The following is a 25354-nucleotide window of genomic DNA, read 5'->3' as shown; positions in this document are numbered from 1 at the left end:
AAAATACAATTTAATATTGTTTACATAATCATTATACATAGAAATTTAAACTATTAAGTAACAAATATATTACAAAATTTAATTTATTATAAAGTATATATATAGTAATTATGCAAATTATTGTATCAAAAAAAGATAGGCTTTATAAAAAAGCTTATCTTTTTAACATTTATTATGAGGCTGTAGTTGTATTTTCATCGGTAACTTCATTTTCAATAGTATTACTCCAAAACAAAGAAGCAGCTTTATAGCCAACCTTAAATAAATCAATACTTTTCTGTTTTGAAATATTAAAATCTGTAGCATCTACTCCATTTGTAGGAATAAATATGGTTCTTTCTTCATCTTCTTTTGTTAAAATTTGATCATGAGAAACAGTGGCCATTGTACTAGTAATATCCATTAAAAAGGACATTGCATCTGTTTTCCCTTGAGAAGTTAAACTTAAATCAGAATTCATAAATTTGAAACCTAGCGTTGGCTGTGAATACTTATTTTTATCATCAAAAATTCTTAAGGGGTAATTGCAACAAACAGCCCCATCAACTATATAGCTAAAATTATTGCTGTATTGAAATTTCACAGGTTTAAAATAAAAGGGGATGCTTATGCTCATCCGAATAGCTTTAGCTATTTCAAATTTCATTGGGTCTATTCCATAGTAAATTAAATCATCAGGTAATAAGAGTTTTCTTTTTAAAGTTATATCTGTGGCCATAATTTTTAATTTTGAAATGCCATTATAACTAACATCTTCAAAGGTTACTATTTCTTTTTTCATTAAAAGTTCTTTTATCCAATTTTCAAAATATTCTCCTGAGTATATACCTTTTTCTTTTAAAACGGATAAGTGCTTTCCTATTAAGGGTACTCTGTGTAAGTTTTCAGTATCTAAAAAATCTAGATAATTGATTTCAGATAGAATATCTTGCATTTCCTGAGGAGTATAATTAGCTGCAAGTAAAGCGGCGATTATTGAGCCTACAGAGGTTCCTGCGAAATTTTCCCATTCTATATTGCATTTATGCAAAAATTTTAAGGCGCCAATTATACCAATACCCCTAATTCCGCCTCCTTCAAATACTGCGTTATATCTTTGTATAGTGTCCATCTCCTTATTAAAAATAAATCCTTAAAAAAATAATATATAGAAAATAGTATAATATATAATATTCTACACAAACAATATTACCAATTAATGTATTAAATTTCTTAAAATTTACAGATAGTTATTATAAAATTTACAATTAATTAACAGACACTTGTAAATAGGTGAATTATCTGTATTTATGATATAATAAAAGTTAAGTTAAAATTAAAGGGTGATAGAATGTTGACAGAAGATTTATTATTACAAATATTTAATGAAGGAACAGCGGGAAAAAATCATGCTAAAGGGCAAAGAGTGCTTAATAATGATTTGATTTCCTCATTAGATATAAATATTGAAGAAAATTTTATTTGCATAGATGGGAATGTTATTTCAGAAAATTTATTTAATGAGTATCACACGAAAATTGAAATGGATTGGGAAAATAAAAGTATATTTACCACTCATTGTAGTTGCTTGGATTATGAAAAAAATGAATTTAAAAAAAGTAATTATTGTTGCAAACATTTAGTTGCTACCTATTATAAATCCTTGAGTGAGTTAGTTGAGCATCCATTTTTAAAAAAATCCGATAAAGTGGTAGAAAGTATATTTGAAAATAAAAATAATATTTTATCCATTCTTTTAGGAGAGGAAAAAAATAAAAAAGAAATTAAGATAGAGGTATTTGTAAATAAAAATCAGTGGAGTGACGAAATATCGGCTTACTTTAAAATAGGGGTTAAATCTACTAATTCAAGAAATCTTTACATTTTGAAAGATATTGAGCATTTTTTGGTGTGCTATCATAATAAATTTCCTTTAAAATATAGTAATAACTTTATATTTAATGTAAAGGAGAATAGTTTAAGTACAAAGGATAAAAGACTTATAGATTTTATTGAGATGTTAAAAGAAATGGACACAAATGAAAAGTCTTTTAATAGAGGTAAAGATAAATACATAGACGGAAAATATATTAATATTCCTAGATATTTGGTTAGAGAATTTTTTGAGCTTATCAGCAAGCATAGAGTGTATTTAAGTGAAGGTTTTTTTTCAAGAGATGTGGACACAGAAATTTTAAAACAGTCTCCACCCATAGATTTTGATTTGAAGATAATAAAAGGTGATTATATTTTAAAATCTGTTATCGGAATGCCCATGGTTTTAGGGTCTAAAAACAATGCTTTTTTATATGGAACTTCTATTTATATACCAGAGCATGAGTTTTGCTATAAAATAAGTCCATACCTTCATGTATTTAATGAAGCAAAGGTTGTAACTATAAGTAAGGAGGAGGAAGAAACTGTACTAAGAAAGTTAATTCCTGACCTTAATACTTTATCCAATAATGTTACGCTGGCCAAAACTATAAAGGATAAAATAGTTTCAGCTAAATGTGAATTTAATTTTTACTTTGATCAAATAGGAAAAAAAATTTCTCTTTTATTAAAAGTAAAATATAAAAACTTTGAATTTAATATAAATGAATATTGTGAAGAAAAAATAATATATAGAGATGTTAATAAAGAAAACCAAGTAAAAAAACTTCTTTACTCTCTAGGATTTGAAGAAATAAAGAAAGAATTTTATTTCACAAAGGAAGAAAATGAAATATTTGAATTCTTTAAAAATAAAATTGAAAAACTTCAAGAAATAGGTCAGGTTTATTATTCGGAAAATTTTAAAGGAATAAAATCTTTGGGCTCAAAATCAATTAATGGAGAAATTAAGGCAGGGAAATATAATTATTTAGAGATGGATTTTAAAATAGGTGATATTCCATTAAAAGAAACCTCAAATATACTTAAAGCATTTAGAGATAATCTTAAATATTATAAACTTAATAGCGGAGAATATCTAGATTTAAAGGAATTAGAGCTTAATAAATTTTTAAAGCTTTTGGATATGATTTCTCCTAAGGGAGTTAATGAAAATCATATTGATATAAGTAAAAATAAAGCAACTTTTATACATAATTATTTGGAAGAAAATAATATTAGATATTTAAAAGGAAAACAAGAACTGAAAGAAATTAAAGATAAATTAAAGAATATAAATAAACTCATATTCAAAGAGCCAATAGAATTAAAAGGGGAACTTAGAAAATATCAAAAGCTAGGGTATAATTGGTTTAAAACCTTAGATTATTTAGGATTTGGAGGAATTTTAGGAGATGAGATGGGCCTTGGTAAAACCCTTCAAGCTATTACTTTTATATTATCTAATAAAAAAAGTAAATCTTTGATTGTAGCTCCAACATCTTTAACCTATAACTGGGTAAGTGAATTTGAAAAGTTTGCACCTTCAGTTAGGGTTGCAGCTGCAAATGGCTCAATTGAAGAAAGAGAAGAAATATTGAAAAACATAGAAAAATTTGATGTTGTTATAACTACCTATAATTTATTAAAAAATGATTTAGAGGCTTATAAAAGTATAGATTTTGATTATTGTATTTTAGATGAAGCACAATATATAAAAAATCCTCATTCTCAAAATGCAAAAGCTATGAAAGAAATAAAAGCAAGATGTAAATTTGCTTTATCAGGAACTCCAATAGAAAATTCACTTATGGAATTATGGTCAATATTTGATTTTATTATGCCTGGATATTTGTATGATGAAAAGATATTTAGTGTAAGATATCATAAAAAACTAAAAGAAAGCCCAGAAGTTTTAGAGGAATTAAATAATCTTATCAAGCCATTTATTCTTAGGAGAAGAAAAAAAGATGTTTTAAAAGAATTACCGGAGAAAATAGAAAAAACACTTATGATTGAAATGAGTGAGGAACAAAAAAAGGTTTATGGAATATATGCAAATCATGCAGTGGAGCTTATTGAAAAAAAGGTTAAGGACGAAGAATTCAAAAAAAGTAAGATAGAAATTCTAGCTTATTTAACAAAGTTAAGACAACTATGCTTAGATCCTTCCGTATTGATGAAGGATTATAATGGAGGAAGCGGAAAAATAGAAGCTTTAATAGATCTACTTCATGAAAGCATAGAAGGAAATCATAAAATTCTTGTTTTCTCTCAATTCACCTCAGTGCTTAAAAATATAAATAAAAGACTTGTGGAAGAAAGAATCCTTTATAGTTATTTAGATGGATCGGTTCCTTCATCAAAAAGAATGGAAATGGTAAAGGATTTTAACCAGGGAGAAAATCTTGTATTTCTAATAAGCTTAAAGGCAGGTGGAACAGGACTTAATTTAACCTCAGCAGATATTGTAGTTCACTTTGATCCATGGTGGAATCCGGCAGTAGAGCAACAAGCTACAGACAGAGCTCATAGAATAGGACAAAAAAATGTGGTGGAAGTTGTAAAGATTATTGCTAAAGGAACTATTGAGGAGAAAATCATTTTACTTCAAGAAGAAAAGAAAAAACTTATATCAGAATTAATGGGAGATGAATTATCTAGCGGTGACAGTTTCGGGGCTATGAGTGAAGAGGAAATTATTAAGTTGTTTGATTATAATGAATAACTAATATAGATATACACATAATAAAATATAGGTTCTTAAACCTAAATTGTATATTTATTAAAGGAGAAAATTATGAAAAACAATAAAGATGACAGAACAGATAATGTGGATAGAATTCAATGTAATATTGATAACACTATTCAAAACGTTCGCTTAGCCAATGATGTGATTGAAAAAACCAGTGACGAGAAAATGAAAAAAACCTTAGAATCAAAAAATCAACTAAGAGAAGAAGCCCTTGCCGGTATGAAAAAAGAAATAAAAGAAGAAGCAATGGCAAAAGAAAATAATTATAAATAAAGTTTAATTATTTACTTCACAAAAACTACACATTACTACTTTAAAATATATTAAGTATAGAAATATACAATAATATAAAAGGGAGTGAAATAAAAATGATGATAAGCGGAGTTGGCAGTCAAGCTTACAATCCTTACAGTAGTAATGTTTTAAAAAATTCTGTTTCTGCAAAGCAACCAGAAGAAGAGAGCATGAGCGTTGATGCAAAAAAAGTTGGAGGTAGAAAACCACCACAAGGACCTCCACCAATGAAAGGGGCAGAAGGTAAAAGAGGTCCCAATGTTGATACTGATGAAGATGGAAGTTGGAGTGTAGATGAAGTAGAATCTTTTATCACAGAATCAGGATCATCACTAGATATAGAGGAGTTTTTTGGGGAATATGATACTAATTCAGATGGTATACTAGATAGTGATGAAGTTAATTCAGTTGCTGAAAATAATGGTCTTCAATTACCTATGATGCCAAAAATGATGGACCTTGAAACAAAATTATCTAGCTCAAATACGACTTATAGTAGTACTAACAGTAGCAGTGATAGTGATCTTATTAAGCAACTTATCAGTGCTTATACAACAAGCAGTGCTGAATATCAACAAAACTCTTATTCTTTTGATTTAAATGATACATTCGCATAAAAAAAGTAGCTAATTATTTAGCTACTTTTTTTTGCGTGAATAAATTTTGTGTTTTAAAAGCGAAAGTTTTATTTAATATTTTATCCTTGACAGGTTTGATACAAAAATATAAAATTGAATTAACAATAATTGTAATTAAAAAAGTCAATATTTTAAAATGTAAATAAGCTTGAAAGTTCCAGGAGCATATTAATTAACATAAACCAAATTCTAATATAGAAGGTGAAATTATGGAAAATTTATTAAAAGCAAAATTAAATGAGTTAGTTACAATCTTAGAGGGGAAAGATAGGACAGGCTTAAAAGCAGTTATTGGACTGGACGGTTTTGTAGATGAAATTCTTCATGTAGTAGCAACTAGAAAGAATGCAATGGAATATGAAAGATTAAAAACCATAAAAGAATATGGAGAAAAAATTATTCAAGCCTCAGGACTTAGCACAAATATTGAGATGGTTAGGCTCCAAGAAAAATTAGGAGGAAATGGTCCTATTCTTAGCAATGCTCTTGCTCAATATGGAGTAGATTTATCTTATATAGGAGCATTGGGATATCCTCATTTAGAAAAAGTATTTGAAGCTATGGCTGAAATTTGTAAAGTTTATTCAATTGCTAATCCAGGTCATACAGATGCTGTGGAGTTTGAAGATGGAAAGGTAATGGTTGGAAAGTTAGAATCACTTAAAGATGTGAATTGGGATAATATAAAAAAAATAATAGGCATCACAAAATTAGTTGAACTGATAAATGAGTCAAAACTTTTAGGACTGGAAAATTGGACAATGCTACCTCATATGAGTGACATATGGAAAGGTTTACTTGAAGAAGTGTTTCCTTTATTAAATAAAAGCAATGAGGAAAAGCTTGTGTTTTTTGATTTGGCAGATCCAGAAAAAAGAGAAAAAGAGGATATTCTTGAAGCCATTAATCTTATACAAAGTTTTAGTGAGTACTTTAAAGTTATACTAGGATTAAATTTTAAGGAAGCAGTTGAAATAGCTGAAATTCTTGGATTAGAAATAATTAAAAATGAAGATAATAAAGTAGATTTAAAGATATTGGTAACACAATTAGCTGAAAAATTACAATTATACAGTATGGTAGTTCATCCTACTATAGAAGCCTCAACTGTAATTAAAGGAACCTACTACAACGTAATGGGACCTTATACTCCAAAACCAAAGCTTACCACAGGAGCTGGAGACAATTTTAATGCAGGATTTTGTTTAGCACAAATGATGGAGTTAACCCCAGAGCAATCTTTAATAATGGGTGTGGCTACATCAGGTTTTTATGTTAGAAATGCAAAAAGTCCAACTTTTAACGAAGTAATAGAATTCTTAAAGTTGTGGAGTGAAGATAGTATTTGAGAATATTGAAAGATAAAAAAAATTTAAAAATCAAGTTTAGAGGCTATAAAACAGCCTCTTTTACTATTCTTTTAATTATATAAGTTTGACAGAAAATTTAGAGGAATATATAATTTAATTAAAGACCGACGTTTGGTCAAAGGTGATTATTAAGATTGAATGGAGGCTTGCAAATGATAGAACTAAAAAATCTCACTCAAGTTTATAAAAGTGGTAAAGGGATATTTGATGTTAATTTTAGTGTTAAAGAAGGTGAAGTTTTCGGTTATCTGGGACCTAATGGTGCAGGAAAAACAACCACAATCAGAAACCTACTTGGGTTTGCTAACGCAAGTGAAGGATCAGCCACAATAAATGGGCTTGATTGTCGAAAAGATGCTAAAGAATTGCAGAATATTATTGGATATTTACCAGGAGAAATGGCGCTATTTGATAATATGACAGGTATGGAATTTTTGAAATTTATGACTGATATGAGAAAAACAAAAGATGTTTCAAGAAGAGATGAATTAATTGAAAGATTTCAACTAGACACTAAAGGAAAAATAAAAAAAATGTCTAAAGGCATGAAGCAAAAGCTAGGTATTATTACTGCTTTTATGCATGAACCTGAAGTATATATTCTAGATGAACCTACTAGTGGTTTGGACCCATTTATGCAGAATATATTTTTAGAATTAGTACAAGAAGAAAAGAAAAAAGGAAAAACAATTTTAATGTCTTCTCACATATTTGAGGAAATTCACAGAAGTTGTGATCGTGCAGTAATTATTAGAGAAGGAAAAATAGTAGCTATAGAAGATGTTAAGGCCTTGGATGAGATGAAAGCTAAAACTTATGTTATAACTTTGGGCTCTTCTACAGATGCTAAGAAAGTACTTTATAGTGATTTTGAAACTAAAAAAATATCTGATGATAAAGTACAAGCAATAGTTAAGTATCCGTATAACCAATTTTTTTGGTTCCTATCCACCTGTGATGTTACAAAACTTGAAGTAAAACAGGAATCTTTAGAGGATGTATTTATGAAATACTATGGAGAGGATGGACACTCAAATGAATAAAACATTATTTAAATCAAATATCAAATTTAATTGGGGAATATTTGCATTTATATCAGGAATGTTATTAATATATGTTACTACAAGTATAACTATGTTTGACCCAGATGGCGCTGAAGCTATGATGGCTATGTTTGAAATGTTACCAGAAGGAATGATCAAAGCTTTTGGGTTTGATGGATTAGGAGCTGATTTGACTTCTTATTTAGCATCTTATCTTTATGGATTTATTCTTCTTGTTTTTCCAATGATTTATACAATCATGGTGGCTAATAAACTTGTAGCAAAACATGTGGATAGTGGTTCCATGGCATATTTATTAGCAACACCAAATTCAAGAGTAGAAATCATTTTAACACAAGCCATATATTTAGTTACTAGTACTTTTGTATTAATAGTTTTTGAAATAAGTGTACTTATTATAATGGCAGAATCATTGTTTCCAGGTCTTTTAAGAATAAAAGAATTTATTTCATTAAATTTAGTGACATTTTTAGTTATAATAGTTGTAGGTGGGATTAGCTTTCTATGCTCTTGTATCTTTAATGAAACAAAGAATTCAATTGCTTTTGGAGCAGGGATACCTATTATTTTCTTTGTGCTAAAAATGGTAAGTGAGATTAGCGAAAAAGTTGAGTTTTTAAAATATTTTAGTGTTTACTCTATTGTTAATCCTGAAAAGATTATGAATGATGGTTCTTATACTACAATGGTTTGTTTAATTCTTGTTGGAGTAGCAGTAATTTTGTACGGAAGTGCAATTTATATTTTCAACAAGAAAAGCTTGGCTATATAATTAAAAAAGCCTTACATCAAGAAATTGAGATGTAAGGCTTTTTACTATGTTTTTTGATATAAATAATTATTTTGATTAGTAATGAAAATAAATTATAAATAACTCTTTACAAATAAAACCATATATTATATTATTAATACATAAAATCAAATTGATATTATCTAATTGATTAATAGTGATTTGGTGATTTTATGTGAGTAACAAATATTATGATATTTATGTAACTAAATTGGATAGATTTATAAAATAAACTTGAGGTGATATGATTTGGATAAAGAAAAAATAAGTGAAAATAAAGAGGAATTAAATATAAATGAAGAAAAATTTTTGAAAAAATATGATCCGAAAATTTTTGAAAGACCAAGTGTTACTAATGATGTAATTATATTTACAACGGATGACATGAAAGAAGAAAATTCACGAAAAGTTCCCCAAAAAGGACTTCAAGTGTTATTAATTAAAAGAGATGATTACCCTGACAAAGGTAAATGGGCAATTCCAGGTGGTTTTATAAGTATGGATGAAAGCTTAGAAGAAGGAGCTATTAGAAAATTAAAAGATGAAACAGGCATTGATAATGTATAATATGGAACAATTATATAGCTTTGGGGAAGTAAATAGAGATCCAAGAACTAGAGTTATTAGTGTAGGAAATATGGCTTTAATATCAAAAGACAACATTAACTTTAACAAAGAAAAACCTGTAAAAGAAAGTAAATGGTTTTGGGTAGAAAAAAAATTAATTGCAATTCAAAATCATGAAAAATATAACTTGAATAAATATCTATTAAAATTTATTAGTGAAGATGGCGAAATAGAAGTAAAATATGAAATTTCAGAAAAAATTGAAAATAGTATTTTAAGAAGAAAAGAACAAAGCTATAAATTGGTGGAAACTACTAATAAAGACTTAGCCTTTGACCATTATAAAATAATAGATTATGCAATAGATAGAGTAAGAAATAAAATAGAATATACCCCTATTGCTTTAAATTTACTTCCAAGATTGTTTACAGTAAAAGAACTTCAATACGTTTATGAAGCCATAATGGGAAGGGAAATTTTAAACTTTAGAAGAAAAATGGATGATATGATAATAGAAACAGATGAGAAAATAGAGGGTAAGCCTTTTAGACCAGCTAAGATATTCAAGTTTAATGAAAAATGGGAACATAATTTTTAAAAATTTAAGAAAAGAGGTAAAAAAATGATTTATTTAAATGGTGAAAAGCTTAATATAATAAAATTTCCTAATGGTGAAAGCTTAATTAGCAGTGAAAATTTGAAAGTAAAAGCCAATCAACTTAATAATATAAAACTAAAATTTGAAAATGATGAGGATATAACTCATTTGGTATTTCTAAAAAATCATTTAGATGAGGAGAAATCAAAGTGCAATTTAGAAATTGCTTATATGCCCTACAGTAGAATGGATAGAACAGAAGGAATGAGAGTATTTACCTTGAAATATTTATGCAAATTAATAAATTCTTTGGAGTTTGAAGAAGTATTAGTATATGAACCACATTCAGAGGTATGCATGGCACTACTTGATAGAGTTAGATTTATAGATATGTCAAAGGTTTTAACAGAAGAATTAATGAAAAAACTTAATATTAGTGAGGAAAATTTGTATATTGTGTACCCAGATGCGGGAGCTGCAAAAAGATATGGAAAACAAATTGAATATGATAAGGTACTAACTGCAAGCAAGGAAAGAGATTTTAAAACAGGTTTTATAAAGAAACTAGAGATAAATGGAGTTATTGAAAGCCAAAAGTTTAAAGCTATCATTGTAGATGATTTATGCTCACAAGGGGGAACTTTTATGCTTACAGCTTCTAAATTAAAAGAAATGGGAGCTACAGAAATATTTCTTGTGGTAACACATTGTGAAGACACAATATTCAAAGGAGATATTTTAAAAACTGATTTAATAAAAAAAGTTTATACTACAAATAGCATTTTAAGCAAAGACCATGAAAAAATTGAAATAAGTAAAATCATATAATAAAGTTTTATGTATAAAAAATAGGGGGCTAAAAACATGAAAAAATTATTAGTAGTTATTGATTATCAAAAGGATTTTGTGGATGGAGCATTAGGTTTTGAAAAAGCAAAAACTTTAGAAATAGGTATTTATAATAAAGTTAAAAATTATTTAGATAATAAAGATAAGGTTGTATTTACTTATGATACTCACTATGAAAATTATTTAGAAACAAGAGAGGGAAAGAGTTTGCCAGTTCCTCATTGTTATATAAATACTGAAGGACATGAGCTTTATGGTAAATTAAATGAATTTGTAGGAGCAGAAAACACTTTTCATTATAATGAAGAAGCTTTTGGAATAGCACCAAAGGATATGATTAAATTATCAGAAGATATTGGTGATGATATAGAGCTAATAGAATTAGTAGGTGTTGTAACAAATATGTGTGTAATAAGTAATGTTGTAACCTTTCAAGCTCAATATGTAAATGTTGATTTAAGTGTTGATGCATCGCTTTGTGCAAGTTTTGATGAGGAATTACATCATAAGGCATTAGATGTAATTGAAGCTTTAAGTGTTAAAGTAATAAGATAGAGTTGTAGAAAATATTGAATAGGAATGGGGAGAATAAAATGATAAATCCATTATTGTTAACTGATTTTTATAAGACAATACACCATATGTGCTATGCAGAAGGAATGACAAAGCTTGTATCTTACTGGACTCCTAGAATGAGTAGAAAAGAAGATATGGATAAAGTGGTTATGTTTGGGCTACAACCTTTTATAAAGAACTATTTAATAGAATATTTTAATGAAAATTTCTTTAGTGTTCCAAAAAATCAGATTATTGAAGAATACAAAAGAGTTATATCAAAAACTCTTGGTGATATAGCAGCAGATACAAAGCATATAGAAAAGTTACATGATTTAGGATATCTTCCTATACAAATTAAAGCAGTTGCAGAAGGTAGGAGAGTAAATATAAAAACGCCTATGATTGAGATTAGTAATACTCATGATGATTTCGCTTGGCTTGTAAATTACTTGGAGACTTTTATGAGTTGTAATATCTGGCAACCAATGACAAGTGCAACTATAGCTTACAGGTATAGAGAAATTATTGAAGAATATTTTGATTTAACTGTAGAAAATGGTGATGTAAGCAAAGCTTGTGGGGATTTTAGTATGAGAGGCTTTAGTTCAATTGAAAGTGCACAAGCTAGTAGTGCTGGACATTTGCTTTCATTTAAGGGAACAGCAACAATTTCAGCAATACTTTATTTGGAAAAATACTATAATTGCAATATGGAAAATGAAATTGTGGGAAAAGGAACTATGTCAACAGAACATAGCGTTATGTGTAGTTATGGAGTAGATGAAATTAAAGCTTATAAAAGATTGATTAATGAAGTTTTTCCAAGTGGAGTATTTAGTATAGTTTCAGATACTTATGATTATTGGAATGTGATAACTAATATACTTCCAATATTAAAAGATAATATATTAAATAGAGATGGTAAAATTGTAATAAGAGGGGATAGTGGAGATCCAATAAAAATAATCTGTGGGGATAAAGAAGCAAAGAAAGATTCTCCAGAATATAAAGGCACTGTTGAACTTTTATGGGAGATTTTTGGTGGAGAAGTTAATTCAAAAGGATATAAAGTTTTAAATTCTCATATTGGAACAATTTATGGAGATAGTATTACAATTGAAAGATGTAAAGAAATTTGTACACAACTTGCTGAAAAAGGCTTTGCAGCAAATAATTGTACTTTTGGTATTGGATCATATACTTATCAGTATAATACTCGAGATACCTTTGGATTTGCACTAAAAGCTACACATGCAGTAATAAACGGGGAAGAAAAGTTTATTTTCAAAGATCCAAAAACTGATACAGGAAATTTTAAAAAATCGCAAAAGGGAATGTGTTATGTTTACAAAGATGGAGAGGAAATTCTTTATAAAGATGAACTTACTATTAGCCAGCAAGAAGCTTTTAAAGATAACTTATTAGAAATTGTATTTAAAGATGGAAATTTAGTTCGGGATTATTCATTAAAAGAAATTAGAGAAAGATTACATTAATTAGGAAAAATATATGATTTTAATATTAGTATCTAGCAAAAAAGAACTGATTTTTAAGAATTGTATCAACCTTAAAAAATCAGTTTTTTGTTTTATATCAGCATAAGAAAGATAAATGCTTTATTTTTAATTCAAAGTACGCTTTAAAAATTCGCGAGTACGTTCTTGGGTTGGATTATTAAAAATTGTGTCAGGGTGTCCCTCTTCGGCAATAACCCCTTTATCCATAAATACTACACGATCAGCCACTTCTTTTGCAAAGGCCATTTCATGAGTTACAATTAACATTGTAAGCCCTAAATCTGCAAGTTCTTTCATAACTTTTAGAACTTCTCCAACCATTTCAGGGTCAAGAGCCGAAGTTGGCTCATCGAATAGCATAACATCCGGATTCATAGAAAGTGCTCTAGCTATAGCAACACGTTGTTTTTGACCTCCAGATAATTGTTTAGGTTTAGCATTAACAAATTGTTCCATGCCAACTACTCTTAAATATTCCATTGCTACTTTTTCAGCTTCTTCTTTTGAACGTTTTAAAACCTTGATTTGTCCAACTGTACAATTAGCCAGTACATTATGATTGTTAAATAAATTAAACTGTTGAAACACCATCCCTAGGTTTTTACGATACTCATAGACATCATGCTTATCATCTAAAATATTTTCACCTTTATAAATGACTTGACCACCACTTGGCTTTTCTAAAAGATTAACACAACGAAGAAGGGTTGATTTACCAGAACCAGAAGAACCAATAATACAAACTACTTCTCCTTTTTCAACTGAAAAATCTATATCCTTTAAAACTTCATGAGTTCCAAAGGATTTACTTAAATGTTGAATATCAATTATTTTTTCCATAGTTTTTTCCTCCTTCGCTTAATAATTATTTTTTTCATTTTCTTTTGTTCTATGCAACATATCTTCAGGAGTCTCTACCTGCATTTGATTAGAATACATAATATAATCAGTAGGACCATCCATTTTTCTTTCAAAATAACGTAAAAGTCTTGTTACAGAAAAAGTCATTATAAAGTAAAGTATACTTGCAACAAAAAATGATTCAAAGAATCTGAAATTATTTCCAGCAATTGATTTTGTTTGGAAATATAATTCTGATACCGCAATTACATTTAATACAGAGGTATCTTTTATATTTATTACAAATTCGTTTCCAGTTGCAGGTAAAATATTTCTAACTACTTGAGGAAGTACCACGTTTATCATTGTTTGAATATGGTTCATACCTATAGCATGAGCTGCTTCAAATTGTCCTTTATCGATAGAAACTATACCACCACGAACAATTTCTGACATATAAGCACCAGTATTAATAGAAACAATAAAAATTGCTGCATACATTTTATTCATATTTATTCCAAAAGCTATAGCAGACCCATAATAAATTACCATAGCTTGCACAATCATTGGGGTACCACGGAAAATTTCAATATATATAGAAAGTAAGGTAGTAATAATTTTTAGAATTATTTTTTTTGGTCCACGGTCAGGTTGAGGAATAGTACGTATAACTCCAACCAATAAACCAATAATAGAACCTAAAATTGTACCTGTAATAGCGATTAAAAGTGTGACACCAGCTCCACGTAGAAACATAGGCCAATTTTCAGTAATGATTTTTATAATCCATTCAGAAGTCATTTTTTTCCTCCTTGAAAAAAATAATAAAACCCGCTGCAAATAAATGCAGCTGGGTTTAAATAGTCTTTAGTTAGATGTTGGTTGGTTTTTTATAGCATCATCCATGATAGTACTTCTTTCTTCTTCAGAAATTCCAGCTAAAATTTCATTTATTTTTGAAGTTAATTCACTATCTTTAACTAATCCAACAGCTATTGCTGTATCGTCATCAGATGTTTCAAATTTATCAGTGAATTCTATCATTTTGTAGTTTTCATTGGCAGATTGAGCACTAACACCTTCTGGACGTTCAGAAACATATCCATCAATCATGCCGGCTTCTAAAGCAACTCTCATAGCAGGAAAGTTATCCATAGCTTGCTCTTTAACAACACCGTTAATTTGATCTATTACAGAATAGTGGAAAGTATTTAATTGAGCAGTTATTTTTGCACCACTAAAATCTTGTATAGAAGTAGCTCCATCATAAGCGCCACCTTTTTTTACAACCATAACTAAATCTGATTTGTAGTAATTATCTGAAAAATCTATAGTTTCTTTACGTTCTGCAGTTGGAGACATACCAGCAATAATTGCATCAATTTTGCCAGAAGTCAAAGCAGGAACAAGTCCATCCCATTCAGTTTTAACGATAACTAACTCTTTACCAAGTCCGTCAGCAATTTTTTTTGCTATTTCTACATCATAACCGCCTGCGAACTCAGAACCTTCATCAATTTTAATTCCACCATTTGAATCATCCATTTGAGTCCAGTTAAATGGAGCATATCCAGCTTCAAGACCTACTCTAAAAGTTTCTGTTTCAGAAGTTCCCTTTGATCCACATGCTGTTAATAACATAAATGCTGATAACCCCATTGCTAATAATGATAATTTCTTTTTCATGATTATTTCCCCCTGTAATTTTGTTATTATTTTATAAATAAAAAACGGCCTGAGATAAACACAGGCCGCAAAATATCAAATTTGCTTTCAAGCCCTCATTTTCCCTAATGGAGATAGCACACCTTAATAAACAGGGTAGTTTATTAAGACAGTCCTACAGTTCTTAACTGTAGACCCAGCAAATAATAGTGAGAGTATTATTTGCTTCGGCAATATTTCCTTCTTCCTAGTATCAATGCACCTCAAGCTCCACTAAAAACTGTTAAATATCGCGCCTCTACCTCACAAGAAAGTGAGGTTGTATTAAGTTATTAACTATAGTTTATTATAATTTTTTTGTCATGTCAACCGAATTTGTGATAAATTAATAAAATTTTATTGGGTTATTTGCGATTTTATTGTTTTTATTATAGAAGTTTGAATAAAAATATAAATCATAATAAGTATGAGAACTCTAGTTAATTAACAGTTTGGAAACATTTTCAACACTTAGTTGTCACAAAACTGTATTATTATATAAATAAGAAGTAAATAAAAAACTTATCCCCCTAAAATAAGTTAAATATTAACCTCGCACTTCTTAAAAAAAGTGTGGGGCTATTTTTTTATTGTATAGGAAAGTATAAATTTTTTTGATAAAATAGAGTTAGGTAAAGTATTTAAAATCAATGGGTGTCAGGATTATGCAAAATTAATCCAGTTAAAAAATAGAAGTGAATTTATAATGGCCAATGGAGTAATAAAAGAAATTTTTAGAGATAACTCGGATGAGTTTGTGAAACTTTATGGACATAGGATTAGACCGCATATTTTTGATTGAATTTATAAAAAGTTACTTATGCATTAAAAACTACAAAAAACTTTATGCAAGCTAACGCTTAACGCTGACGCTATATTTTGAATTGAGAAGATGCGGCTTTGCCGCCTTTTTTTACAATCTTTGTAATGAGCTAAATTGTATTTATTTTTATATTTAAAAAATTATAATCAAAAATCATAAGATAAAAATATAACTAAAGAGGAGGGTGAAAAATGATTGGAAACAATACTTTTTTGCTTAAAGAGATTAAGGATGAAAATAAAAAAGAGGAAATTGAGATGAATAAGAAAATTTTAATAATCCAAACAGGGGATGCCTATGATGAATTAGTTAATAGGAATTTGAATTTCCATGATATGATTCTAGAAAGAATTAAAACAAATCAATACATACTGTCAAAAGTTTTTAAAGGTGAGAAACTACCGGATTATCAAGATATAGATCGTGTTATCATAACAGGTGCACACAGTATGGTTACCGATGAAGACAGTTGGATAGAGTATTTATCCCATTGGCTTTTAGGGATTGAAAACAGGAATATTCCTGTCCTTGGAATTTGTTATGGACATCAGCTTTTAGCACAAGTTTTTAATGGAGTAACTTCATATCATTCAAATGGACCAGAAATAGGGATGACGGAAATTAAATTAACAAATCGGGGTGAAAAAGATAAGCTGTTTCAAGGGATTGAGAGTACTTTTTATGGATATGTGACACATTCACAAAGCGCAATTAAGTTGCCAAAGGAAGCAATTCTTTTAGCTTATAATGATTTTGAGCCACACCAGAGTTTTAAAATTAAAGGATGTATTTATGGGGTGCAATTTCATCCAGAATTTACAGCAGATATTATAAAAATTTATGCTATAAATCAAAAGGATAAGATTGATTCTTTTGACAAAACTTATAATAATATTATGGAAATTACCAGTGGAATTAAAATATTAGAAAATTTTATGAATTTATAATGTTAGCAAGTGCTCCCAACTACTTATCATATGAGGAAGGTTTTTATTTAAGCAAATTTATTCTCTTTTATCTTATAATTTTTATACTACAAATATTGATACTGTAATAGTAGATGCCTATTAGATATGGAAAGGTATTTAGCCATAAAAAACATAGTAAAAACAAATAGAAGTTTGTATCAAATCAAGGTATATTTGTAATAATAACAATATAGGAATTTCCAGGTAAGTTTAAAACGCTATAGAAAGATAAGGTTGAAATAAGGTATAATTAATATATACTAGGAGTTCAGATTATGGATACAGAAATAAAGCTATGTTAGTTTAAATAGTTAGATAATCAAAGTAAAACTAATAATAAATTAGAAAGAATTGAATCACATTTATCAATACTTAAGAAAGTAAAATTATTATGGAATCTAAAAATGATTCTGTATATAATCTTTTAAAGGAGCTGAAAGACTATGGAAAATGATAAAATATTTAACTTGATGGAAAAAATGTATATTCATATGCAAGAAGGATTTCAAAAAGTAAATAGTGAAATTAGTGAACTGAAGTCTGATGTAAATGGATTAAAACAAGAAGCTAATAAAACAAATACAATAATCGAGAATGAAATAAAACCTAAAATAGAAGATCTGTTTGATGGATATATGCAGAATTCAGAAAAAATAGATACAATTGATAGGAAAATTGATAAACTTCAATTGGATGTGAATTCTCTTACTATTAGAACAGTAAATAATGATTCAAGTATAATTAATTTAAGGAATGAACTAAAAGTAGTAAAGTAAGATGAATAATTATTAATTAAAAAGAGTCTACTCAAATTTTGAGTAGACTTTTTTGAAAGTAAGACGACCTTTTACGATATAGTTGATACATGAATTAATTTTAAAGAAAAACAATTCAAAAAACCTTACCAAACATTATTATCCAATTGACTCATAATACAAGTTATATATTTATATAATTTATTGTAACAGTATTTTTATGAGAAAAGTTGCATTACCTATAGGTATGCAGGTAGGTAAAAAAGACAGGTAAGGAGGATAAGTTATGTTAGAAGGTAAATGTCCGGTGACAGGAAGAACAAGTAGATCAGTAGCTGGTGAGGGAACAACTAATGAGTATTGGTGGCCACAGCAGCTTAAGCTTAATGTTCTTCGTCAAAATTCAGAGCTAAGCAATCCTATGTCTAAAGGTTTTAACTACGCTGAAGAATTTGAAAAACTAGATTATTATGAACTAAAGAAGGATTTATATAAGTTGATGACAGATTCTAAGGAATGGTGGCCTGCTGATTATGGTCATTATGGATCATTTTTTATTCGTATGGCTTGGCATAGTGCTGGAACTTATAGAGTTTACGATGGTAGAGGTGGTGGAGGGCAAGGATTGCAAAGATTTCCACCACTTAATAGCTGGCCTGATAATATAAATTTAGATAAAGCGCGTCGTTTACTTTGGCCAATTAAAAAGAAATATGGAAATAAAATATCTTGGGCTGATCTTATGATATTGACGGGTAATTGTGCATTAGAATCTATGGGGTTAAAGACAATTGGTTTTGGTGGTGGCAGAGTGGATGTTTGGGAACCTCAGGAGGAAATTTACTGGGGTAGTGAAAAAGAATGGCTTGGTGATGAGCGTGATAAAGATGATAATCAACTTGAAAATCCTCTTGCTGCAACACAAATGGGTTTAATTTATGTAAATCCAGAGGGACCCAATGGAAAACCAGACCCTAAAGCATCAGTCAATGATGTAAGGGTAACCTTCTCTCGTATGGCAATGAATGATGAGGAAACTGTTGCTCTTATAGCAGGAGGACATACTTTTGGTAAATGCCATGGTGCTGCATCTCCTTCATATGTTGGACCAGCGCCAGAAGCTGCACCTATTGAACAGCAAGGGCTTGGCTGGAAAAGTAGCTATAAAACTGGTAAGGGTCCAGATACCATAAGTAGTGGCATTGAAGGAGCATGGAAAGCAGAACCTACAAAGTGGACAATGGGTTACTTAAAAACATTATTTAAATATGAGTGGGAATTAGTTAAAAGTCCTGCAGGAGCATACCAATGGTTAGCTATAAATGTAGAGGAAGAGGATATGGTAGTTGATGCTTATGATCCATTAATAAAGCATAGACCTATGATGACTACAGCAGATTTATCACTTATTAATGATCCTATATACGAAGCAATAGCATTAGATTATCTAAAAAACCCAGAAAAATTTGCTGAGGCTTTTGCTAAAGCTTGGTTTAAATTGACCCATAGAGATATGGGACCAATATCCAGATATCTAGGACCAGAAGTTCCAACAGAAAACTTTATTTGGCAAGATCCAGTACCAAAAGCCAACTATAAATTGATTAATAAAAAGAATATTTCAGAACTTAAGAATAAGATTTTAGCTTCAGGATTGTCAATATCAGAACTTGTTACAACAGCTTGGGAATCTGCATCAACTTTTCGTGGTTCAGATAAGCGTGGAGGGGCAAATGGTGCAAGAATACGCTTGAAGCCACAAAAATATTGGGAAATAAATGAGCCGGAGAAGCTTAGCAAGGTTTTAAATACTCTAGAAGAAATTCAAAGTAGTTTTAATAGTTCACATTCAAAGGGAAAAAAGGTTTCTTTAGCTGATATTATTGTATTAGGTGGATGTGCTGCTATTGAAAAAGCTGCCCAAAATGCAGGTTGCAACATTATGGTTCCTTTTACACCAGGAAGAACTGATGCAACCCAAGAGGAAACAGATATACAATCCTTTAGTTTTCTTGAACCTAAGGCAGATGGATTTAGAAATTATGTAAAGGATAAATATGAAGTAACATCAGATAAAATGTTAATTGATAGAGCACAATTATTAACACTAACTATTCCAGAAATGACAGTATTAATTGGTGGTATGCGTGTGTTAAATACTAATTATAAACAATCAAAGGATGGCGTGTTTACAAAGAGAGAAGAATGCCTTACAAATGATTTCTTTGTAAATCTTCTTGATATTAACACTCTGTGGAACCCATTACCTGAATGCAGGGAAAAATTTATAGGTTTAGATAGAGAAACAGGGGATAAAAAGTGGACAGCAACAAAAGTTGATCTTATATTTGGATCAAATTCACAACTCCGCGCAGTTGCTGAGGTATATGCATCTAATGGCAATGAGAAAAAGTTTATAGAAGATTTTGTAGCAGCATGGAATAAAGTAATGAATGCAGACCGTTTTCATATTCAAGAACACCTATAAAGATAAAGGGAACAGCTCTATGAGAACTGTTCCTTTATTAAATTGTAGTGGATTTATTTCATGGCAATCAACAGTTATATTTTAGTTGCTAGGAATATATTTATTTCTTATAGATTCTACATCAACATTATTGATGTCATCAACAATTTCAATAACTCCAGCTATATTATTATCCAATAGAATTGCGTATCCATTTGCAGCGTCAAATTTAATCTGAAGTTCTTTTCCTTTTTCAGCAACAACAATTAATGGATTTAATTCTAACTGAACTCCTAAAATCTCTATAGATTGTTTTTTATTTTCAACTAAAGCAATTTTTACTAATACTTCAGCTAGAAATATACTCAAATCTGGTCCGTATATACTTTCGTAGGGAACTTCTTCAACATCAGCAGCCGCAGATTCTGCGGTGATTAAATCTAGATTATCAGTTACTTTAATCACTCCTGAAATCATACCCATCAAACAACTAAAATTATTATCTTTATCACTAGGGATGAACTTAATTAAATTCTCACCAGAAGTCAATTTCTTTTGAATATTGAAGGAAGGTATAACAATTGCATTATTACAGGATGGCAACTGTTCACCATCTACTATCATTTTTACAGGGATATTTTTTGAACATAAAGAACACTTGGAGTGTATCCTCTTGCCAGAGCGCTTATTTTTACTTCTTGATATCCATCTTTTATAGTAGCTTTTGCAAAATTCGTAGTATTCTCTTCTGTATTATCTGTATCAGTAGAATTATAATTAGTATCTGGAATTAAAGTTTTAATATTTAATCCAGATAAAGCTAAGCCCCTATTTGTCATTATCACTTCTAAAAATAAAATCATAAAACCGCTTAGTTTCAGTATTTTCTTTGTATAATCTTTACTTAAAAATCCTGTAAGAGCACCAAAAGATAGCATCAACGGAACAGTACCTAATGAAAAAGCAAACATTGAGGTAGCTCCACCTATAAAACTTCCAGTATACTCTGAAAACTCCAGGAAGGTTTTTTAAGTTCTTCTCAATTATTTTTTAGCAAGAGGTACAATGCATATCTTGTACTAATATTCTTTCTTTTATTATTTTCACTTTTATCATCCTTTCTTATAAGTTCATTTGATTTTATTTTGCAACATTATTCGAAATTTTGTATAAGTATATTAACATAAAGATGTAGAGATTTTATGGAGAATTAGTTAAGAGTAGTGAAAGGATTTTTGTTTATACTTTCATAGAGTGTATTTTAAATATAAAAAATTTACTAACCAATGCTTATAAATTCACAGATGCAGGGGGGGAAGTTGTTGTTGAGCTGTAACAAACAGAACAAAATCGAGTTAATTTATATGTGCATGACAATGGAGGTGGCATACCTACTGTTTTGTAATTGGTCTTAAAATTAAACGATGGATATATCATATTACTATCAAACGCCATACATAAAATGGTTAGTAAAAATAATAGTTGCCTTTGAAACTATTTTGATGTATAATAACAATGGTTTCCCAAGCAACTATTAAAAAAGGAGAAAAATATGCATAAAATAATAGGAAGAAATATCTCCATATTGTATAGAAATGAAAAAAACTATGCTGATATTAAGTTAAAAAAATATAATTTAAATAAAGTTCAAGCAGAAGTATTGATATTTTTAAAGCATGAGAATGGAGCAAATCAAACTAAAATTAATGAATTCTTTTTATTTAACAAAGCGACTATAACGAAAATAATTTCTCATCTTGAGAAATATGATTATGTTGATAGAGTTATTAGTGAAAATGATAAAAGAGAAAAAGATATATATTTAACTGATAAAGGAAGAAATATTTTGCCTATCATTAAAGAAATTTTGAATGAATGGGAAGATATTATAATTAATAACATTGAAGATGAAGATATTGAAAAAGTTAAATGTATTTTAGCACAAATGGTAGATAAAATAACAAAATTGAAGGAGCAAGAATAATGAATGAAAACATGTATAAACTAGGAAATATGGATGTAAAGAAGTTAATAATAAAAATGTCATTGCCTGCAATGCTGTCTATGATTGTGCAAGCCTTGTATAATGTTGTAGACAGTATATTTGTAGCAAGAATATCAGAACAAGCACTTACAGCTTTATCTATAGCTTTTCCAATACAAATAATAATAATATCAATATTTGTGGGTCTAGGTGTAGGGGTTAATTCATTTATATCAAGAAAGTTAGGCGAGGGAAACAAAAATGATGCTTCAAATGCAGCAGAACACGGATTTGCCATAGGTATTGCATTGTGGAGTATTATTGCTATTTGTGCTACATTCCTACCTAAAATGTTTTTTAGCATGTTTACTGATGATGCAGTTGTAATTAAATATGCGGTACAATATACTACCATCATTATGGTATTTTCTTTTGGTAGTATTATATCTGAAGTATGTATGAATATTTTAAGAGCCACTGGAGATATGATAAGTTCTATGAAAATACAATTATTAGGGGCAATAACTAATATTATTCTTGATCCGATTCTTATTTTTGGATTGCTGTTTTTTCCTAAATTAGGGGTATCTGGAGCTGCTATAGCAACAGTTATTGGTCAAATGAGTGCTATGATATATGCCTTAAAACTTGTACTTAAAAACAAAAATGGATTAGAACTAAACTTAAAGAAATTTCATTATAGTAACAAAATCACAGGGGAAATTTTTAAAGTTGGAATTCCAGCTATAGTTATGCAAATGTTGGGATCTATAATGGTGTCCGGATTAAATCTAATCTTAGCCGGATTTTCAGGAACAGCTATTGCAGTATTTGGAGCATATTTCAAATTACAGTCTTTTGTATATATGCCTGTATTCGGTTTGGTACAAGGAATTATGCCTATAGTTGGATATAATTATGGAGCTAAAAATAAGCAAAGATTATTAGATGCTATTAAATATGGTAGTATATATGCATCTACAATAATGTTGGTTGGTACTATTATATTCATGTCAATGCCAAAACAATTACTTATGCTATTTAGTAGTACACCACAGATGGAAGCAATCGGTATTGATTGTTTAAGAATAATCAGTATAGGATTTGTTTTTTCAGGTACAGCAATAGTTTTATCTACTGCTTTTCAAGCACTTGGGGATGCGCAAGCAAGCCTTATTACATCTTTTACAAGACAGATTATAATTTTATTACCAGCAGCTTACATTTTGAGTAAATTAGTTGGAGTAACAGGAGTTTGGATGGCATTCCCAATATCTGAAATAGTTTGTCTTGCAATTTCTGGGTACTTAGCTATTAAAATTTATAAAGAAAAAATTCAAGACTTAGATGACAAAATTCAAGTTGAACCTAATTGTGATTTAGTATAAAAATGTTAGGTGTCAATTTTTTTAAGAGTAGCACAATGTGCTACTCTTTTTCTGCAAAATTTTATAATTTATATTATATAGGTAAAGCTTACGTAAAATCAACGTATTTTAAATTTTGTTTGCAATTTACCATTAGCTGATAAATTTATTATACTGATAAAATATTAGGTTTTGTAACTTGTTTGTTAATATTGGAAAGAAATTATTGATATAATATATTATATAAAAGGAAATTAGTTTGGAATTTTTCACTTAATTAAAGAGGGGGTAAATGTATGTGGACAAGAGAGTTAATTAAAACTCGAGCAAAAGAAGTTTTAAGATTTACTTACTGGAAGTCTTTTTTAGTTAGTTTAATTATTTTAATAGCAGGAGGTAGTGAAAATTCATGGAATTTTAGCAATACAAGAAATAATTCAGATTCATATATTAATCATGGAAATTCATTTCCTGGAGAAATAATATATGTATATAATAGATTTTTTGCTTTTTTAGCATCCATAATATTGATTTTAATAATTCTTAGAATAGTAATAGGCTATATGCTTGAAGTGGGTGGTAAAAAGTACTTTTTAAAAGCTTCAGAAAAAAATGCTGATATTAGTTACTTGGGTTTTTGCTTTAAAGATGGAAGATATGGTCAAGTTTTAATTACCATGTTTTTAAAAGAAGTGTATACACTGTTGTGGACACTTTTGCTTATAATTCCAGGAATAGTTAAATCATATGCGTATAGAATGGTTCCTTATATTCTAGCTGATAATCCAGGTATTGGTTCAAATAGAGCAATTGAATTAAGTAATGAAATGACAAATGGAGAGAAATTAGATATGTTTGTTTTGGATCTATCTTTTTTTGGTTGGTATTTGTTAGGGGTTCTTTTGTTTGGTGTAGGAGTATTATTTGTAAATCCATATAAGGATGCCACCATGGCTGAGTTATATTTAGAATTACGTGAAAATGCAATAAATAAAGGTTTTACTACTTATGATGAACTTAATCTTCAAAAAGAAAATATAAATTATATATAAACAATACAAAATAGTGTTTTATTTAAAATTTAGTTTTGATTGTGGAACAACCAAAAAACTTAGTAAAGAGAATTTCTCGCGCTGAGTTTTTTGGTTATTACCAAAATATTAATATTATGTTTATTTTTGATTTATTTAGTCATGACATTCATGCTGGTGGCAAGAATCACCAGAGTCAGAAATAACACCTTCAAGCCATTTGGCAGAAACAGTTTTAAGGTCTCCAGAACAACCACGTATTACTTCGATGCCAGAATTGTTCAATACATTTACAGCACCACCACCCATATTACCAGCTAGCATAAGGGATACACCCTTATCTGCTAAAATCTTTGCAATATTTGATTTGCAACCACAGCCGGCAGGTGATGGAATGGTTTCTTCGGAAAGTATTTCTTTGCTATTTAGGTCAATGGTATAAACAGTAAAGTATTCGCAATGACCAAAATGGTCGTCTATAAGATTATCTCTAGATGGTAATGCAATTTTCATAATAGTATTCCCCCTATAAAATATTTAAAGTAGCATCATGCATATAAT

At 29.1% G+C, this 25354-nt stretch carries 22 protein-coding genes, 1 pseudogene and 1 riboswitch; of the genes and pseudogenes, 16 read left to right on the top strand and 7 right to left on the bottom strand.

The annotated features are described in order from the left end of the window. Positions 1-172: 172 nt before the first annotated feature. Positions 173-1111, bottom strand: coding sequence for a patatin-like phospholipase family protein (locus tag BUB83_RS03850; RefSeq protein ID WP_073337135.1), 939 nt, complete (start codon positions 1109-1111; stop codon positions 173-175). A gap of 219 nt (positions 1112-1330) precedes the next feature. On the opposite strand from BUB83_RS03850, the gene BUB83_RS03845 reads away from it, so the two are divergent. The 10 genes and pseudogenes from BUB83_RS03845 to BUB83_RS03800 all read left to right on the top strand — a co-directional run bounded on the left by BUB83_RS03845 (position 1331) and on the right by BUB83_RS03800 (position 12833). Next, positions 1331-4582, top strand: coding sequence for a DEAD/DEAH box helicase (locus tag BUB83_RS03845; protein WP_073337134.1), 3252 nt, complete (start codon positions 1331-1333; stop codon positions 4580-4582). A 72-nt stretch (positions 4583-4654) separates the two neighbouring features. Next, positions 4655-4882 carry a small acid-soluble spore protein Tlp gene (tlp, locus tag BUB83_RS03840; protein ID WP_073337133.1) on the top strand — a complete coding sequence of 76 codons (228 nt, stop codon included), beginning with the start codon at positions 4655-4657 and terminating at the stop codon, positions 4880-4882. Between the two features lie 95 nt (positions 4883-4977). Then, positions 4978-5520 (top strand): EF-hand domain-containing protein, encoded by a 543-nt coding sequence (locus BUB83_RS03835; protein ID WP_073337132.1) that lies wholly within the window; start codon positions 4978-4980, stop codon positions 5518-5520. A gap of 230 nt (positions 5521-5750) precedes the next feature. Next, positions 5751-6890: a PfkB family carbohydrate kinase gene (locus BUB83_RS03830; protein WP_073337131.1), complete on the top strand. Its 1140-nt coding sequence runs from the start codon at positions 5751-5753 to the stop codon at positions 6888-6890. Positions 6891-7063: 173 nt separating this feature from the next. Then, positions 7064-7954 carry an ABC transporter ATP-binding protein gene (locus tag BUB83_RS03825; protein WP_073337130.1) on the top strand — a complete coding sequence of 297 codons (891 nt, stop codon included), beginning with the start codon at positions 7064-7066 and terminating at the stop codon, positions 7952-7954. Then, positions 7947-8747 carry an ABC transporter permease subunit gene (locus BUB83_RS03820; protein ID WP_073337129.1) on the top strand — a complete coding sequence of 267 codons (801 nt, stop codon included), beginning with the start codon at positions 7947-7949 and terminating at the stop codon, positions 8745-8747. The genes BUB83_RS03825 and BUB83_RS03820 overlap by 8 nt, the downstream gene beginning before the upstream one ends. 282 nt (positions 8748-9029) lie before the next feature. Then, a pseudogene (locus tag BUB83_RS03815) lies at positions 9030-9930 on the top strand (NUDIX hydrolase). Positions 9931-9954: 24 nt separating this feature from the next. Further along, positions 9955-10758: a ribose-phosphate diphosphokinase gene (locus BUB83_RS03810; protein ID WP_073337128.1), complete on the top strand. Its 804-nt coding sequence runs from the start codon at positions 9955-9957 to the stop codon at positions 10756-10758. 36 nt (positions 10759-10794) lie between these two features. Then, positions 10795-11334 (top strand): cysteine hydrolase family protein, encoded by a 540-nt coding sequence (locus tag BUB83_RS03805; protein WP_073337127.1) that lies wholly within the window; start codon positions 10795-10797, stop codon positions 11332-11334. Between the two features lie 38 nt (positions 11335-11372). After that, positions 11373-12833, top strand: coding sequence for a nicotinate phosphoribosyltransferase (locus BUB83_RS03800; protein ID WP_073337126.1), 1461 nt, complete (start codon positions 11373-11375; stop codon positions 12831-12833). 126 nt (positions 12834-12959) lie between these two features. Here BUB83_RS03800 and BUB83_RS03795 read toward each other — a convergent pair whose 3' ends face one another. From BUB83_RS03795 to BUB83_RS03785, 3 genes are all read right to left on the bottom strand, one after another. Then, positions 12960-13694: an amino acid ABC transporter ATP-binding protein gene (locus BUB83_RS03795; RefSeq protein ID WP_073337125.1), complete on the bottom strand. Its 735-nt coding sequence runs from the start codon at positions 13692-13694 to the stop codon at positions 12960-12962. 18 nt (positions 13695-13712) lie between these two features. Further along, a complete protein-coding gene (locus BUB83_RS03790) occupies positions 13713-14495 on the bottom strand; it encodes an amino acid ABC transporter permease (protein WP_073337124.1) in 783 nt (260 codons plus the stop codon). Between the two features lie 66 nt (positions 14496-14561). After that, positions 14562-15380, bottom strand: coding sequence for a transporter substrate-binding domain-containing protein (locus BUB83_RS03785; protein ID WP_073337123.1), 819 nt, complete (start codon positions 15378-15380; stop codon positions 14562-14564). A 106-nt stretch (positions 15381-15486) separates the two neighbouring features. Then, positions 15487-15668: riboswitch (Lysine riboswitch) on the bottom strand. A gap of 744 nt (positions 15669-16412) precedes the next feature. Between BUB83_RS03785 and BUB83_RS03780 the strand changes: the two genes are divergently transcribed. From BUB83_RS03780 to katG, 3 genes are all read left to right on the top strand, one after another. Continuing rightward, positions 16413-17168 (top strand): glutamine amidotransferase, encoded by a 756-nt coding sequence (locus tag BUB83_RS03780; protein WP_084133389.1) that lies wholly within the window; start codon positions 16413-16415, stop codon positions 17166-17168. Between the two features lie 464 nt (positions 17169-17632). Continuing rightward, positions 17633-17965: a hypothetical protein gene (locus tag BUB83_RS03775; protein ID WP_073337122.1), complete on the top strand. Its 333-nt coding sequence runs from the start codon at positions 17633-17635 to the stop codon at positions 17963-17965. Positions 17966-18230: 265 nt separating this feature from the next. Further along, positions 18231-20432, top strand: a complete 2202-nt coding sequence (gene katG / locus BUB83_RS03770) for a catalase/peroxidase HPI (protein WP_073337121.1) — start codon at positions 18231-18233, stop codon at positions 20430-20432. 81 nt (positions 20433-20513) lie between these two features. Here the strand turns inward: katG and BUB83_RS03765 are convergent, their stop codons facing one another. Beyond that, positions 20514-21014 (bottom strand): hypothetical protein, encoded by a 501-nt coding sequence (locus BUB83_RS03765; protein ID WP_207649324.1) that lies wholly within the window; start codon positions 21012-21014, stop codon positions 20514-20516. Positions 21015-21037: 23 nt separating this feature from the next. After that, positions 21038-21382, bottom strand: coding sequence for a sulfite exporter TauE/SafE family protein (locus tag BUB83_RS03760; protein WP_073337119.1), 345 nt, complete (start codon positions 21380-21382; stop codon positions 21038-21040). 581 nt (positions 21383-21963) lie between these two features. Here BUB83_RS03760 and BUB83_RS03755 point away from each other — a divergent pair. From BUB83_RS03755 to BUB83_RS03745, 3 genes are all read left to right on the top strand, one after another. Continuing rightward, positions 21964-22395 carry a MarR family winged helix-turn-helix transcriptional regulator gene (locus BUB83_RS03755; protein WP_073337118.1) on the top strand — a complete coding sequence of 144 codons (432 nt, stop codon included), beginning with the start codon at positions 21964-21966 and terminating at the stop codon, positions 22393-22395. Further along, positions 22395-23783: an MATE family efflux transporter gene (locus BUB83_RS03750; RefSeq protein ID WP_073337117.1), complete on the top strand. Its 1389-nt coding sequence runs from the start codon at positions 22395-22397 to the stop codon at positions 23781-23783. The genes BUB83_RS03755 and BUB83_RS03750 overlap by 1 nt, the downstream gene beginning before the upstream one ends. A gap of 275 nt (positions 23784-24058) precedes the next feature. Then, positions 24059-24814: a DUF975 family protein gene (locus BUB83_RS03745; protein WP_073337116.1), complete on the top strand. Its 756-nt coding sequence runs from the start codon at positions 24059-24061 to the stop codon at positions 24812-24814. Positions 24815-24949: 135 nt separating this feature from the next. Here the strand turns inward: BUB83_RS03745 and BUB83_RS03740 are convergent, their stop codons facing one another. Further along, complete coding sequence (locus BUB83_RS03740) at positions 24950-25306, bottom strand: NifB/NifX family molybdenum-iron cluster-binding protein (protein ID WP_073337115.1); 357 nt, start codon at positions 25304-25306, stop codon at positions 24950-24952. Positions 25307-25354 lie beyond the last annotated feature (48 nt).

It is taken from the genome of Clostridium grantii DSM 8605, assembly GCF_900129965.1.
Taxonomy (GTDB): Bacteria; Bacillota; Clostridia; order Clostridiales; family Clostridiaceae; genus Clostridium_AF; species Clostridium_AF grantii.
Note: the sequence above shows the minus strand (reverse complement) of the source record. Positions and strands in the feature narration are given on the sequence as shown.

Coding starts and splice junctions, on each gene's coding strand:
- BUB83_RS03850 (WP_073337135.1), bottom strand. CDS start 1,111: ATGGACACTATACAAAGATATAACGCAGTATTTGAAGGAGGCGGAATT.
- BUB83_RS03845 (WP_073337134.1), top strand. CDS start 1,331: ATGTTGACAGAAGATTTATTATTACAAATATTTAATGAAGGAACAGCG.
- tlp (WP_073337133.1), top strand. CDS start 4,655: ATGAAAAACAATAAAGATGACAGAACAGATAATGTGGATAGAATTCAA.
- BUB83_RS03835 (WP_073337132.1), top strand. CDS start 4,978: ATGATGATAAGCGGAGTTGGCAGTCAAGCTTACAATCCTTACAGTAGT.
- BUB83_RS03830 (WP_073337131.1), top strand. CDS start 5,751: ATGGAAAATTTATTAAAAGCAAAATTAAATGAGTTAGTTACAATCTTA.
- BUB83_RS03825 (WP_073337130.1), top strand. CDS start 7,064: ATGATAGAACTAAAAAATCTCACTCAAGTTTATAAAAGTGGTAAAGGG.
- BUB83_RS03820 (WP_073337129.1), top strand. CDS start 7,947: ATGAATAAAACATTATTTAAATCAAATATCAAATTTAATTGGGGAATA.
- BUB83_RS03810 (WP_073337128.1), top strand. CDS start 9,955: ATGATTTATTTAAATGGTGAAAAGCTTAATATAATAAAATTTCCTAAT.
- BUB83_RS03805 (WP_073337127.1), top strand. CDS start 10,795: ATGAAAAAATTATTAGTAGTTATTGATTATCAAAAGGATTTTGTGGAT.
- BUB83_RS03800 (WP_073337126.1), top strand. CDS start 11,373: ATGATAAATCCATTATTGTTAACTGATTTTTATAAGACAATACACCAT.
- BUB83_RS03795 (WP_073337125.1), bottom strand. CDS start 13,694: ATGGAAAAAATAATTGATATTCAACATTTAAGTAAATCCTTTGGAACT.
- BUB83_RS03790 (WP_073337124.1), bottom strand. CDS start 14,495: ATGACTTCTGAATGGATTATAAAAATCATTACTGAAAATTGGCCTATG.
- BUB83_RS03785 (WP_073337123.1), bottom strand. CDS start 15,380: ATGAAAAAGAAATTATCATTATTAGCAATGGGGTTATCAGCATTTATG.
- BUB83_RS03780 (WP_084133389.1), top strand. CDS start 16,413: ATGATTGGAAACAATACTTTTTTGCTTAAAGAGATTAAGGATGAAAAT.
- BUB83_RS03775 (WP_073337122.1), top strand. CDS start 17,633: ATGGAAAATGATAAAATATTTAACTTGATGGAAAAAATGTATATTCAT.
- katG (WP_073337121.1), top strand. CDS start 18,231: ATGTTAGAAGGTAAATGTCCGGTGACAGGAAGAACAAGTAGATCAGTA.
- BUB83_RS03760 (WP_073337119.1), bottom strand. CDS start 21,382: ATGTTTGCTTTTTCATTAGGTACTGTTCCGTTGATGCTATCTTTTGGT.
- BUB83_RS03755 (WP_073337118.1), top strand. CDS start 21,964: ATGCATAAAATAATAGGAAGAAATATCTCCATATTGTATAGAAATGAA.
- BUB83_RS03750 (WP_073337117.1), top strand. CDS start 22,395: ATGAATGAAAACATGTATAAACTAGGAAATATGGATGTAAAGAAGTTA.
- BUB83_RS03745 (WP_073337116.1), top strand. CDS start 24,059: ATGTGGACAAGAGAGTTAATTAAAACTCGAGCAAAAGAAGTTTTAAGA.
- BUB83_RS03740 (WP_073337115.1), bottom strand. CDS start 25,306: ATGAAAATTGCATTACCATCTAGAGATAATCTTATAGACGACCATTTT.